The sequence below is a fragment of the Chromobacterium phragmitis genome (assembly GCF_003325475.1).
Classification (GTDB): Bacteria; Pseudomonadota; Gammaproteobacteria; order Burkholderiales; family Chromobacteriaceae; genus Chromobacterium; species Chromobacterium phragmitis.
Genome location: NZ_CP029495.1, coordinates 4069171 through 4081574 on the forward strand (window position 1 = coordinate 4069171; position 12404 = coordinate 4081574).

Below are 12404 nucleotides of genomic sequence, written 5' to 3' on the forward strand. Positions count from 1 at the left end.
ATAGTAGGCAAAGCGTGAATGCTTGAGTAGAAGCTTAGACAAGCGAAAGGGCGGTGGAAATGGAAAAACACCGGATGCTGGTGATTGATGACGATCCTATTCTGACCCAGATCATGCAAATGCTGTTCGAGGCCACGCTGGATCTTACGTGCCGAAGCAGCGGCGAGGAGGGGGTGCAGGCAGTGCGGGAGACCTTGCCGGAGATCGTGCTGCTCGACATCGAGATGGCCGGCATGGACGGTTACGAAGTCTGCCGCCGGATACGGGAGCTGGATCTGCCATCCCAGCCCTACATCATTTTCGTATCCGCGCACAGCGATCCGGTCAAGAGGCTGGCGGCCTACAGCGTCGGCGGCGAGGACTTCGTCGGCAAGCCGCTGCAGCCGGAGGAGCTGGTGCGCAAGGTGGGGCAGGCGCTCAGCTATCGTCGGGAAATTCACGAGTTGAGAACCCAGGCTCAGGGGGCGATGTCGGTGGCGATGTCCGCGATGACCGACAGCAGCGCGCTGGGCATTTGCCTGCAGTTTTTCCGCAAGCTGTTCCAGATATCCGATCCTGAGCAACTGATGAAAACCACGCTGGACACGCTAGCGGAATTCGGGCTCAGCGCCACCGTGCAATTGCGGGTGGACGGCGCTGCGAGAACGTTGAATTCCGCTCAACTGGACGACCACATGGAGTCGCTGCTGTTGCGGGACTTGTCCGCCGACCAGCAACATATCGTCTCTTACGGCAGCCGCACCGCCTTCAACTACGGGCCTGTCTCGCTGCTGATTCAGAACATGCCGGTGGACGACGAAGAAAGGTATGGCAAGCTTAAGGACTATCTGGCGCTGATGGGCGAAGGCGCGGCGGAGCGGGCTGAAGCGATGGCGAGGGACCGCGCCGGGGATAGATTGACCCAAGCGCGCAGCGTCTTGGGAGGCCTGCTTCAAAACCATCAAGCTGGCATGGCGGAGGCCCGGATGCTGCAGGAGGTGGCGCTATCCCGGCTGGGAGGCATGGCGAAGGAGTTCGGCCTGAGCCCAGCCCAAACCTCGGCGCTGCTCGATGCGGCTGGCGAGGCGCTGGGAGGCCTTTGCCAGCTTCAAGGCCGGCAGGAGGCCGGTTTGAGCTTATTGCGTGCCACGCTGGGGACCTGACGAAATCCGCTGAATTCAGTCAAGCTGTTCAGCTAGCGCAGCCAGCAGGCCTTGCAAATGCTCGGCGTTATTGTCGCCCCCAAGCAGCGCGTCCTCCAGCCGGGCGGCAGCCACCGCCAGCTCGGCTTTGTCGGCGCTCAGCGCCGCTCCATGCAGCCTGTGCGCGTGATGCCTGGCCTGCGGCCAGTTCCGCTCCGCCAGCGCCTTTTCCAGCTCGGCCATGTCATCGCGAGCGCTGACGCGGAAGATCTCCTCAAGCGCGCCTCCGGCGCTGGCGGGAAGAGGAGGCGCCGTTGCTTCAAACTCTGCCGCTTGATGGTCCAGCCACAGTATAAGGATGTTTTCCAGCTGGGCCAGTTGCAACGGTTTGGTCAGACTGCTGTCCATGCCGCTTTCCAGGCAGCGCTGTTGATGTTCGATTCCGGTCGTGGCGGAAATGGCGACGATGGGCAGGTACGCTTGCCACTGCAGCGCCGGATGCTGGCGCAGCCGCCTGGCTAGCTCGTAGCCGTCCATGTCCGGCAGATTGCAGTCGAGCAGCACCAGAGAAAAACGGCGCCCTTGATCCAGCAGCGCCAGCGCGGCGGCGGCGTCCTCAGCCATGACGGATCGAAAGCCCAGTGTTTCCAGCTGCTGGCCGATGACAAAACGATTGGCCGGCTGATCCTCCACCACCAGAACCGGCGAATAGGCTTCCATGAGGCCGCCGTGGCCGGAAGGGGGAGAAACAAGCTCCACGGCAGGAGCGGGCTCGGAGTCCACCGGCAGCCTCAGCGTCATTGTCGTGCCCCGGTCCGGCAGGCTGGACAAAGAAATGCTGCCCGACATCAATTCCACCAACTGGCGGCAGATCGCGAGCCCCAGGCCAGACCCCCCATAGCCTTGCCGACTATCCCCGGCTTGAGCGTAGGCCTTGAACAAACGTCCCTGCTGTTCCAACGCGATGCCGATGCCGGTATCCTGGACGGTGATGAGCAGCGTTCCGTTGCCGGACTCGCCTTGCTGCAACTCCACTCGCAGCAGCACCTCGCCCTGGTGGGTGAACTTGACCGCATTGCTGAGCAGGTTGCTCAATATTTGCCGCATGCGAACTGGATCCAGCCAGACCCTTACATCCGAAAGCCCCGATAGCTGGGTGGTCAGCGCCAGTCCCTTCTTTTCGGCGCAGGGGCGATAAATGCCCGCCACGCCACTCGCCAGCGCCGCCATGTCTATGGGAACGGGCTCCAACAGCAGTTTGCGCGCGTCCAGCTTGGAAATATCCAATACATTGTCCAGCAGCTCCAGCAGATTGACGGCCGAAGCATTGGCCAGCGCCACCAGCTCGCGTTCGCGCGGCGGCAGCATGCTGCCGCGCAAAAGCTCCACCGATGCCAGCACCGCGTTCAGCGGAGTGCGTATTTCATGGCTCATCATCGCCAGAAACAGCGACTTGTCGGCTTCGCTCCGCTGCGCGGCGCGTTTAGCGGTTCTGGCGTGCTGGGAAAACAGCAGCAACAATAGCAGCGCGACGGCGAGCATCGAAAACTCCACCCAGTAGTGGCGAATGATGGAGCCGACCGTAGGCGTGCCGTAATCCGTCGCCCGCAGCCAGTTGTACAGGATATTGTCGGTGTCCTCGGCAGTCAGTTGCCCCAGCGCGGCATTGATGATGTCTCTCAGCATGGGCTGTTGCTGGTTGACCGCCATCGATACCAGCCGGGGCATTTCGCTGACGCTGCCCGCGATGTGAAGTTTTCCGTAGTAACGACGTTGAATCACGCTCTGCAATATGGCATCCAGCCCCACTGCCGCATAGGCGTCGCCGTTCGCCACGGCATCCAAGGCAGCCAGCGGCGTGGGCGTTTGCAGGATTCGGACCTCCGGATAGTGTTCCCTCAGAAAATACTCGTACGGATCGCCTTGCTCCACCGCGACCATTTTTCCGGATAGCCGGCTCGGATCGAAAACGATGGGCTTGTCCGGCCGAGTGACCAGAAGGGTGCTGCCGGAAAAGTAGGGGTCGCTGAACAGCATCTGTTTGTTGAAAGGGGGGGGGATCAGTCGGGGCGAAGTGGCGGTGACCAAGTCCAACTTGCCGCTTAGCAGCATGCCCATCGCCTGGTGGCGGTTTTGCACTGGAACCAGTTGAAAGCGGATGCCGCTGATGTCCGCTATGCGTTGCAAATACTCCTGGGTCAAACCTTTATGCTTGCCATCTTCCAGATATTCGATCGGCCAACCGTGAGGGTCGATCGCATAGCGCACAACCGGATGACGCGCGAGCCAAGCTCGCTCCTCGGTGCTGAAGGGGCTGGACGCCCAGCCGAAAGAGGCCCAGCAGCACAGCAGCAGCCAGCTGTGAATCTTTGCCAATCTCATGACCCCTCCAGGCGCTGCTGCTGCATGAATAACTCGTTGTCGCTGCGCAGGCCCAGTTTTTTCAGCGCGGCTTGTTTTTGATTGCTGATGGTCTTGATGCTGCGGGAAAACTTGATGGCGATCTCGCTGACCGACAGCCCCAGCAGGCAGCAGCGCAGCACCTCGCGCTCTCTCGGCGAAAGGTCCGGATGGTCCAGCAAATTGGGCAAGGCGCCCTGGGCAACGGATTCGACAGGGGGCTGCGCCAGTGACTCCCTCATCGATTCGCCCAGGTAGTCCTGCCCGGAAGCCAGGCGTCGTATGGCATGGAGCAGCTCATCCATGCTCTGTTCCTTGCCGATGAATCCGTGAGCGCCGCCGCGCATGGCCAAGGCCACGGTGGCGGGGGTGTAGTAGGCGGACATGACCAGAATGCGCAGCAAAGGGAAGCGTATTCGCAATGCGCGGATCAGGTTGAGGCCATCGACGTCGTCCGGGCGCAGAGCATAATCGATGACGGCCACATCGGCGGCCGGCGCGCCAGGCGCTGCCAGGGTGCGCATCAGCTGGCTGCTGGAAGTGAAGCTGCCGACCAGCCGAATGTCGGCGACTGCCTCGAGTTGTCCGCCCAGGCCATGTAGCACCATCAGATGATCGTCCAGCAGGATGACGCGGATCGCTTGATCTGAGGGGGCGGAGGTGGCAGTCATGAGGGGTCTCGGCGTAGAAGGGGGTTGAGGGCCTGGGCGCGATTTGCGAGCGTAACTTGGCTTCATTGTTGACCATATTGGCTGAGAAAGGAAAATGCGATCGCCGTCCGGCGATGGATATCACTTTGTCGTCCAAGTTCGGCAAATTTTACGTCGTATGCGGCTGGCGGAATATGTCTGCGCGCAACGTATGGGTCAAGCCATTGATTTTTCACGGCACAAACCTGAAAACTTCCGATAAGTATAATTATCGGAAATAATCAGAATTTTAAGTATATTTACCACGTAATACGTAATATATTTACATCATTAAATTTGCTACACTCACAAGCAAGCTAATTGCAATGGATGGAGCATGATGATGAGCGCCGATATTTACTCGCGCATACGGCAAGCCGCCTTCGAACTGGTATCCGAAGGCGCCTGGCCCACCGTGGTGGACGTGAGAGCCCGGCTGGGGAGCGGCTCCAACACCACCATCAACAACACGCTGAAGGCTTGGAGACAGGAGTTTTTGGGGAAGGTGGCATTAAGCGCACGACGCCCGGACTGGCCGCCCGCGCTGACCGAAGCCTTTGACCAAGTGTGGCAAAAGGCCTGCGATGAATCCGAGCGGCAACTCGAATCCGTGCGCCGCGAAATAGAGGCCGAGGGCGAAGCGTTGCGTGACGCGCATGCCAAGACTCAGGGCAAGCTTGAGCAGCTCGAGGCAGAGACCCAATCGCTGCGACACGAGCTTGAGTTGCGGGCTGCGCGGCAAGTTGAGCTGGACAGCTTGCTGCAGCGCGAGAGGGCGCAGACAGAGTCGCTGGCTCGGGAGCGGGAGGCATTGCTGGAAGCGCAAGAAAGCGCGCGCGCGGAGCTTAAAAATGAGCGCAAGCTGGCAATCGAGCGCAAGGAGGAGCAGGACACTCTGCATCAACAGCAGTTGCAGGCGGCAAGAAATGAATCCGAGCGCAAAGAAGCGCTGGCCTATGAGCGTCTGGAAGGCCTGCGCGTCCGCCTTTATCAGCAAGTGGAAGAAGAACGGCGGGAAATGAAGCTGCAACAACAAAGGCTTGAGGAAGCGCTCGGCCAGGCCAGGCAGGACGCCGCGAAGGTCGAAAATTTGTGGCGAGAGCGCCTGCTTGAGCGAGAGCGCGAGAATGGAGGGCTTCAGGCCAAACTGGAACTGCTGGCGGAGAGGGAGGGAACGCTCTTGCGGGAGGCTGCGGACAGGCAGCAGGCGGTCGAAGCAGGCCAGCGCCGGACGCAGGAGCTTGCTGAACGCTGCGCCAGGGCGGAAGAAAGGGCCATGCAGGACAGGGCGCTATGGCTAGAGCGCATTGGCGCGGCCTGGGACAGGGGAGAGCGGCAAGCCGAGGGGCAGTCGATGCGAGACTGGCTGCATGCAGTTTGCCCAGCAAGCGAATAAACCCCGGGGGCCCCGCGCGCAGCCTGTCCATCGGGCCGGGCGCGACAGGCAGGCGTTGGCTATGCTGAATGGATTTCACCCCTCCAGCAAGGAGCCAAAATGAGCATGCAGGGATATGCCGTACTCTACTCGGCGCTTGTGATCGCGCTGTTCGCCGCCGTTGTCTGGAAAACCGACCTCCTCCGCGACCGAGGCACCCTGGCCAGCGGCGTAGCCAGCGGCCAGCAGACGTACAGCCTGGCGCGCAGCCAGCTGATCTGGTGGACATTTCTTGTCGCCATCATTTCCGGCTGGCTACTCCTCACCACCAACAATCTGCCAGCGCCCACCGCGGAAGTGCTAGGCTTGCTTGGAATCAGCGTGGCGACATCCGGTGCCGCATCGCTGATAGACGCCCCCTCCGGCGCGTCGCCTGGTCCGTTGCGGCATTCGCGCGGCTGGGCTCAGGACGTGCTGGACGACGGGCAGGGCATATCCGTGCATCGCTATCAGGCCCTGCTGGCCAATGCGGGCATCGGCATCGCCTTTTTATACAAATCGGTGCAGCAGCAAGGCTTTTACCAGATAGACGCCAGTTGGCTGGCGGTGCTGGGCCTGAGCAGCGCGATGTATGTGGGCATGAAGTCGCGCGAACCCGCCATTCCGGCCGCCGCCGCGCCAGCCATTTCCGCCTCGCCCCAGGCCAGCCCCGCCGTCAATACACCGCCGCAAGCCGCCCAGGCCTGATCAGCGCAAGGTGCGAATTTGGTCGCCCGCATGGCCAGTCGGGCGGCAATCCCATACAATAAGGGTCGATTCAATAGCGGTCTCCGTGCGCAATGCGCGCCCGGAGCCCGCTTTTTCATTACGGAAAGACCAAATGGAACCTGTACGCCTGTCCAAGCGCATGGCCGAATTGGGGATGTGTTCGCGCCGCGAGGCTGATAGCTATATCGAACAAGGCTGGGTCAAGGTGGATGGAGAAGTGGCTGTCCTGGGCCAGAAAGTCCTGCCGCACAATCAGATCGAAATCGACAAGAAGGCGCAGGACGCCCAATCCGCCCGAGTCACTATTTTGCTGAACAAGCCGGTCGGCTACGTCTCAGGACAGGCCGAGGATGGCTACCTGCCCGCCGTCACGCTGATCAAGCCTGAAAACCGCTGGGCAGAAGATGGCAGTCGCAAGCGGTTCCAACCCTCCCATTTGCGAGGATTGGCGCCGGCGGGCCGACTGGATATCGATTCAGTAGGCTTGTTGGTGTTGACGCAAGACGGCCGCATCGCCAAGCAATTGATCGGCGAGCGCTCGAACGTGGAGAAAGAGTATTTGGTCCGGGTGGAGGGAGAGTTGATTCCCAACGGCTTGAACCTGCTGAATCACGGTCTGGAGCTGGATGGCAAGAAGCTGCTGCCGGCAAAAGTCGGCTGGCAGAACGACGACCAGCTGCGCTTTGTCCTGCAGGAAGGCAAGAAGCGTCAAATTCGCCGCATGTGCGAACTGGTTGGCCTGCGGGTAACGGGCCTGAAGCGCATCGCCATAGGGAAAATCAAACTGGGAAATTTGCCGACCGGGCAGTGGCGCTATCTGCGCGATGACGAGCAGTTCTGAATCAACAGCAGATGAGGGCGCGACCATGTTCGAGAGTTTGCTGCGCAAATGGGGGTGGGATGCGGCCAGCAGGCAGCAGGCGAGGGAGCGGGGGCTGGAAATAGACCGGCTGCTCCACGCGTGCGACCGCAGGCTTTGCCTGCTGCCCAATCATCAGCAGGCGCTGGCTCCAGGCATGCGCATCTCTCAGGATTACCTGTCGACGTTAACGGAGAAGCTGCCGCCGGTTCTGGAGCTTTCCCTGCCCAGCTTTTCACGCGACCGCAGATTGGGATTGTTGTTCGCCGGCCCGTCCAGCTTGCTGGAGTTGCTAGAGGGCAGCGACGCCTTGCGGGATTTTTTCTCCCGCGCGGCCAATGGCGACGAAGCCTGGGCCCTGATGACCATGCGCCGCAGCGAAACAGGGCGTTTCGGCGTCGCGATGGAAAATGGAGAACTGCGCAATGACGTCGCCCAAACCGTGGTCAGTTTCGACGGGCACCGCCTGCAGATGCCTTGCGCGAGCGAAGACAGCTTTCATCGGCAGTCTGGCGAGCGGGCGCTCCATGTCCTGACCGCGGTCATTGCCGGCCAGCTCAGTCTGCAGGAGCAGACTCGTCTGCAACTGGAGGCAGAACAGGGCAGGCTGCAGCTACGCAAACTTGCCTTGAAATCCGCCGCCCATGTGGTTCTGGACGAACAGGACAGCGACGACCTGCCGGAAACCTTGGCGGGGGTCGATCAAAGGCTGAAGGAAATCAGGCCTTTGCTGGAAAGCTTGCGCGAACTCAACAGCCTGGAAGGGGGGCTGGACACGGTGCGGCACATTCTCGAGCACCCTCGCGATTATTTCAGCCTGGAGAGCGTGGCGCTGAGACTGAATCGAATGGGCGTCAAGGTGGGGGACGGCGACGAAGAGAGCACCCTCTTGCAACTTGAGGAACTGGTATTGGGCAAAGAGCGCCCCACTCGTCGCGCGCTGATGGCGGTGCGCGTGAGACGGGAACACGTTATCGAGCTGCGACAGCAATTCGGCGCATAAATCCAACGCACGCAGTCTTGAACCGGCTATGCTGAAAACAGTACAAGTTTCAATCGGCCTCAGGGCGGTCGGTTGAATCTGCCCCGACCTTCCGGCCGGGGCTTTTTTCTGGCCTTAAGCCATTGCCCCTCGCCCGGGGCGGCCCGCCGCCTTGACGATCGCCAGCCATGCCACTGACGCCCAGCCTGCTGTCAAGCAGATTCAGGCGCGCCGGACGGCGACAGGGCCAAATAAAAAAACCGCCATGGAAACAGGGGGGCTGCAAAACCACGGCGGTAGAGAAATCGAAACGACATCGCGGACGCCCCGGCCGGCATGAGGGGTTTGCGATCGAGGCCAACGCTCCTGAATGAGAGTAGATGGCGTTCGAGGCTGGCGACCTGTACCTTGGTTCAGGGCAAGAGGGAGGGCCGCTGGGCCGATGGGAAAAGAAAGCGATGCGCCGCGGTTGGCGACGCATCTGGTCAGTCATTTCAGCGCAACGGAGACAGCGCTTCTATCAGCGCCACTTCCTGGGCGTAGCCAAGCGCCTTCATCTTGGCGAGCAATGCTTCGGCATCGATCTGGTGCTGCCGGTCCAGTTCGTCTTCGATGATTCTGGCTTCCACCGCCAGCCAGACGCCGCGGCAGGAGGCGGCGCTGTCGAAATGGATGCCCGCGATCACGCCGGCGATCAAGCGCAGCTCATCGTCGCTGAACATCCGCGACAGCTGGGCCTGCTCGCGGCGGACGATTTCCGCGTAGCGGTCGCACATCTGCTGCACCCGCTCCGCGTCGCCGTAATGCGCAGGCTCGTCGACCGCGCCGATCTCGCCGCCGTGATGGAACCAGGCCTCGATCAGCGGGCGCAGTTGCGGCAAGTCCTCGTGCCAGACCCGCGCCAGCTCTTCGCGGAACTCGGCATTGTCGGTAAAGGACAGGTCGTCGAACGGCATGGCCGGCAGAACGTTCTCGTCCAGCGTGCGCTTGCCGACCCAAACGCGGCCCTCGTCGTCGATGCGGGTTTCCGCGCGCCAAACCGCCTGCTCTTCGGTGGCGAGATTGTCGACATGGATTTCGACATAAGGCAGGGCGACGCCCTGGCCTTCGTCCTCGCTGACGAAGCGCAGCGTGATGTCGAACAGCCCGTGCTTCATCACCTCCAACAATTGCGGGCCATTGTCGCAGCCGACCAAGATGTAGCGGTCATCATCTTCATAAACCGCCACCTGGCTGGCTGTCGACGCCGGGTGGATCAGCTTGGCGCGCAATGCGTCCGCCAGCTCGTTGGTGTCATTGCGCTGAATGTCGTAACCGGTGCGATAGGCTTCGCGTTCTCGCCAAAGAGCGTTCCAGTCGTACATGTTTGGTGTTCCTTGTTGGCAGATGCGCGGAAGTGTAGCGTCAAACCGGCCTCGCGACTAATCGGCCCCGCCGGCAAAACGCATGCCGCGTTCACGAGATTGTCATTTGCCTTTGCCGAAATTTTCGCGGCATTGTTCTACCATGCTATAATCTTTCGATTTTTCTGTTTTCAGAATTCCAGCCGAAACACGCTAAACATGACCCGACAAATCCGCAACATCGCCATCATCGCCCACGTCGACCATGGCAAGACCACCCTGGTCGACCAACTGCTGAAACAAAGCGGCACCTTCCGCGAAAACCAGCAGGTCGACGAACGCGTAATGGACAGCAACGATCTTGAAAAAGAGCGCGGCATCACCATTCTCGCCAAGAACACCGCCATCAACTACGAAGGCGTGCACATCAACATCGTCGACACCCCGGGACACGCCGACTTCGGCGGCGAAGTGGAACGCGTGCTGGGCATGGTTGACGGCGTGGTGCTGCTGGTCGACGCGGTCGAAGGCCCGATGCCTCAGACCCGTTTCGTGACCAAGAAGGCGCTGGCCCTGGGCCTGCGCCCTATCGTGGTGATCAACAAGATCGACCGTCCTGGCTCCCGCCCTGACTGGGTGGTGGACCAGACCTTCGACCTGTTCGACAAGCTGGGCGCCACCGACGAGCAACTGGACTTCCCGATCATCTACGCATCCGGCCTGTCCGGTTTCGCCAAGCATGAGCTGGAAGAAGAGTCCAACGACATGCGCCCGCTGTTCGAGACCGTGCTGAAGCATGTGCCGACTCCGGCCGGCGACGCAAACGCCCCGCTGCAGCTGCAAATCTCCGCACTGGACTACTCCACCTATACCGGCCGCCTGGGCCTGGGCCGCATCCTGAACGGCCGCATCAAGTCCGGCCAGCAAGTCGTGGTGATGAACCATGAAGAGCAAGTGGCCACCGGCCGCATCAACCAAGTGCTGGGCTTCAAGGGCCTGGAGCGCGTGGAAGTGCCGGAAGCCGAAGCCGGCGACATCGTGATCATTTCCGGCATCGAAGACATCGGCATCGGCGTGACCATCTGCGATAAGGAGCAGCCGATCGGCCTGCCGGTTCTGTCCGTGGACGAGCCGACGCTGACCATGGACTTCATGGTGAACACCTCGCCGCTGGCCGGCACCGAAGGCAAGTTCGTCACCAGCCGCCAGATCCGCGACCGCCTGAACAAAGAACTGCTGACCAACGTGGCGCTGCGCGTCGAAGACACGGCCGACGCCGACATCTTCCGCGTGTCGGGCCGCGGCGAACTGCACCTGACCATCCTGCTGGAAAGCATGCGCCGCGAAGGCTTTGAAATGGCCGTGGCCAAGCCGCGCGTGGTGTTCAAGGAAATCAACGGCCAGAAGTCCGAACCGTACGAAAACCTGACCATCGACCTGGAAGACGACCACCAGGGCGGCGTGATGGAAGAGATCGGCCGCCGCCGCGGCGAGCTGACCAATATGGAATCGGACGGCATGGGCCGCACCCGCCTGGAATACCACATTCCGGCTCGCGGCCTGATCGGCTTCCAGTCCGACTTCATGACCATGACCCGCGGCACCGGCCTGATGAGCCACGTGTTCGACGACTACGCGCCGGTGAAGCCGGATCTGCCGGGCCGCCACAACGGCGTGCTAATCTCGCAAGAGAACGGCGAAGCCGTCGCTTACGCGCTGTGGAAGCTGGAAGACCGCGGCCGCATGTTCGTGTCCCCGGGCGACAAGCTGTACGAAGGCATGATCATCGGCATCCACAGCCGCGACAACGACCTGGTGGTGAACCCGGTCAAGGGCAAGCAGCTGACCAACGTCCGCGCCTCCGGCACCGACGAAGCGGTTCGCCTGACCACCCCGATCAAGCTGACGCTGGAATCCGCCGTGGAGTTCATCGACGACGACGAACTGGTGGAAATCACGCCGAAATCCATCCGCATCCGCAAACGCTACCTGCAAGAGCACGAGCGCCGCAAGATGGCCAAGGTGGAAAGCATCTAATCCTTAATGGATGAAAAAAGCCCCGCTTTCGCGGGGCTTTTTTGTTCAACCGCGCCCTTCCAGCATGGCTGCCAGCTGGTCGTAAAATTGCCGGTAGTACGCCTGGTCGCTGCACAGCAGGGTGCGGGAGTTGCCGTTGCTGTCCCATATCGTTTGCCGGATCTGGGCGCGCAGCATGAGTTGCCGGGCCTGGCCGCCGGGCCTCAGCGTCAGCAGCAATTCGGTGGTTTGATGATCGGGCTTGCCGGGCAGCGGAAATTTCAGCTTCAACAAGCCGCGCAATACCTGGCGGGCCTGGCTGATCAGCACTTCGTCCTTTTCCGCCCGTATCACGCCATATTCCGGGTCGAGTTCGACGCGGCCATATCCCATTTTCTCCAAGGCCTGCTTGCCAGCCTGCAGCGCTTCGGCGGCGCTGGCGCTCTCCAGCCGCAGATCGCGAACTTGCAGATAGCGCCTCATCTCCTCGGCGGAAGGCTCCACTCGGACCTGGGTAGAGCTGTAATGCAGGACCCGCCCGCCCTGGCCTTGCACCTGCTCATTTTCCGCCGCCCGCGCGCCCGCGCAGAACGCCAGCGACAGGCACAGCCAGAATATGACTCGCATGAAGCCTCCGGAATGAACAATGACGATCAATTTAATACCAATTGAATGACAATTGCGAGCGGCGCCGCGTTTTCAGCTTCATTTTTAGGCGATGAACACTATATATTGATCGCACTCAAGTTGGCTCACCATATTTTGAAGAAAAAGGCGCGCATGGCTGGGCCAAATCGCCTACAGTATGGCCGGACTAAAGGCCTGCTCCGCGCAGGCGTGTTTTGCAACGG

The 12404-nt window shown here is 61.1% G+C and carries 10 protein-coding genes; 6 read left to right on the forward strand and 4 right to left on the reverse strand.

Translation table 11 applies throughout. The features are described 5' to 3' along the window. Nucleotides 1-74: 74 nt before the first annotated feature. Nucleotides 75-1142, forward strand: coding sequence for a response regulator (locus tag DK842_RS19315; RefSeq protein WP_168194927.1), 1068 nt, complete (start codon nt 75-77; stop codon nt 1140-1142). A gap of 15 nt (nt 1143-1157) precedes the next feature. Here DK842_RS19315 and DK842_RS19320 read toward each other — a convergent pair whose 3' ends face one another. Then, nucleotides 1158-3503, reverse strand: coding sequence for an ATP-binding protein (locus DK842_RS19320; protein ID WP_114062917.1), 2346 nt, complete (start codon nt 3501-3503; stop codon nt 1158-1160). Next, complete coding sequence (locus DK842_RS19325) at nt 3500-4192, reverse strand: response regulator transcription factor (RefSeq protein WP_114062918.1); 693 nt, start codon at nt 4190-4192, stop codon at nt 3500-3502. Before DK842_RS19325 ends, DK842_RS19320 begins: the two co-directional genes overlap by 4 nt. A gap of 355 nt (nt 4193-4547) precedes the next feature. Between DK842_RS19325 and DK842_RS19330 the strand changes: the two genes are divergently transcribed. From DK842_RS19330 to DK842_RS19345, 4 genes are all read left to right on the forward strand, one after another. Beyond that, nucleotides 4548-5606 (forward strand): DNA-binding protein, encoded by a 1059-nt coding sequence (locus DK842_RS19330; protein WP_114062919.1) that lies wholly within the window; start codon nt 4548-4550, stop codon nt 5604-5606. A 99-nt stretch (nt 5607-5705) separates the two neighbouring features. Then, entirely contained in the window at nt 5706-6332 is a 627-nt protein-coding gene (locus tag DK842_RS19335) for a hypothetical protein (protein WP_114062920.1), read from the forward strand. A 133-nt stretch (nt 6333-6465) separates the two neighbouring features. Continuing rightward, a complete protein-coding gene (locus DK842_RS19340) occupies nt 6466-7194 on the forward strand; it encodes a pseudouridine synthase (RefSeq protein WP_114062921.1) in 729 nt (242 codons plus the stop codon). Between the two features lie 25 nt (nt 7195-7219). Continuing rightward, nucleotides 7220-8215: a hypothetical protein gene (locus DK842_RS19345; RefSeq protein ID WP_114062922.1), complete on the forward strand. Its 996-nt coding sequence runs from the start codon at nt 7220-7222 to the stop codon at nt 8213-8215. Between the two features lie 473 nt (nt 8216-8688). On the opposite strand, the gene DK842_RS19350 is transcribed toward DK842_RS19345, so the two are convergent. After that, the gene (locus DK842_RS19350) at nt 8689-9558 is read right to left on the reverse strand and encodes a hypothetical protein (protein WP_114062923.1); all 870 of its coding nucleotides are present in this window, start codon (nt 9556-9558) and stop codon (nt 8689-8691) included. Nucleotides 9559-9756: 198 nt separating this feature from the next. On the opposite strand from DK842_RS19350, the gene typA reads away from it, so the two are divergent. Continuing rightward, nucleotides 9757-11574, forward strand: a complete 1818-nt coding sequence (typA, locus tag DK842_RS19355) for a translational GTPase TypA (protein ID WP_114062924.1) — start codon at nt 9757-9759, stop codon at nt 11572-11574. 45 nt (nt 11575-11619) lie between these two features. Here typA and DK842_RS19360 read toward each other — a convergent pair whose 3' ends face one another. Beyond that, on the reverse strand, nt 11620-12180 hold the full coding sequence (locus DK842_RS19360) for a hypothetical protein (protein ID WP_114062925.1): 561 nt from the start codon (nt 12178-12180) through the stop codon (nt 11620-11622). Nucleotides 12181-12404 lie beyond the last annotated feature (224 nt).

Excerpts from the sequence above, each read along its gene's own strand:
- DK842_RS19315 (WP_168194927.1), top strand. The coding sequence starts at position 75 with ATGCTGGTGATTGATGACGATCCTATTCTGACCCAGATCATGCAAATG.
- DK842_RS19320 (WP_114062917.1), bottom strand. The coding sequence starts at position 3,503 with ATGAGATTGGCAAAGATTCACAGCTGGCTGCTGCTGTGCTGCTGGGCC.
- DK842_RS19325 (WP_114062918.1), bottom strand. The coding sequence starts at position 4,192 with ATGACTGCCACCTCCGCCCCCTCAGATCAAGCGATCCGCGTCATCCTG.
- DK842_RS19330 (WP_114062919.1), top strand. The coding sequence starts at position 4,548 with ATGATGATGAGCGCCGATATTTACTCGCGCATACGGCAAGCCGCCTTC.
- DK842_RS19335 (WP_114062920.1), top strand. The coding sequence starts at position 5,706 with ATGAGCATGCAGGGATATGCCGTACTCTACTCGGCGCTTGTGATCGCG.
- DK842_RS19340 (WP_114062921.1), top strand. The coding sequence starts at position 6,466 with ATGGAACCTGTACGCCTGTCCAAGCGCATGGCCGAATTGGGGATGTGT.
- DK842_RS19345 (WP_114062922.1), top strand. The coding sequence starts at position 7,220 with ATGTTCGAGAGTTTGCTGCGCAAATGGGGGTGGGATGCGGCCAGCAGG.
- DK842_RS19350 (WP_114062923.1), bottom strand. The coding sequence starts at position 9,558 with ATGTACGACTGGAACGCTCTTTGGCGAGAACGCGAAGCCTATCGCACC.
- typA (WP_114062924.1), top strand. The coding sequence starts at position 9,757 with ATGACCCGACAAATCCGCAACATCGCCATCATCGCCCACGTCGACCAT.
- DK842_RS19360 (WP_114062925.1), bottom strand. The coding sequence starts at position 12,180 with ATGCGAGTCATATTCTGGCTGTGCCTGTCGCTGGCGTTCTGCGCGGGC.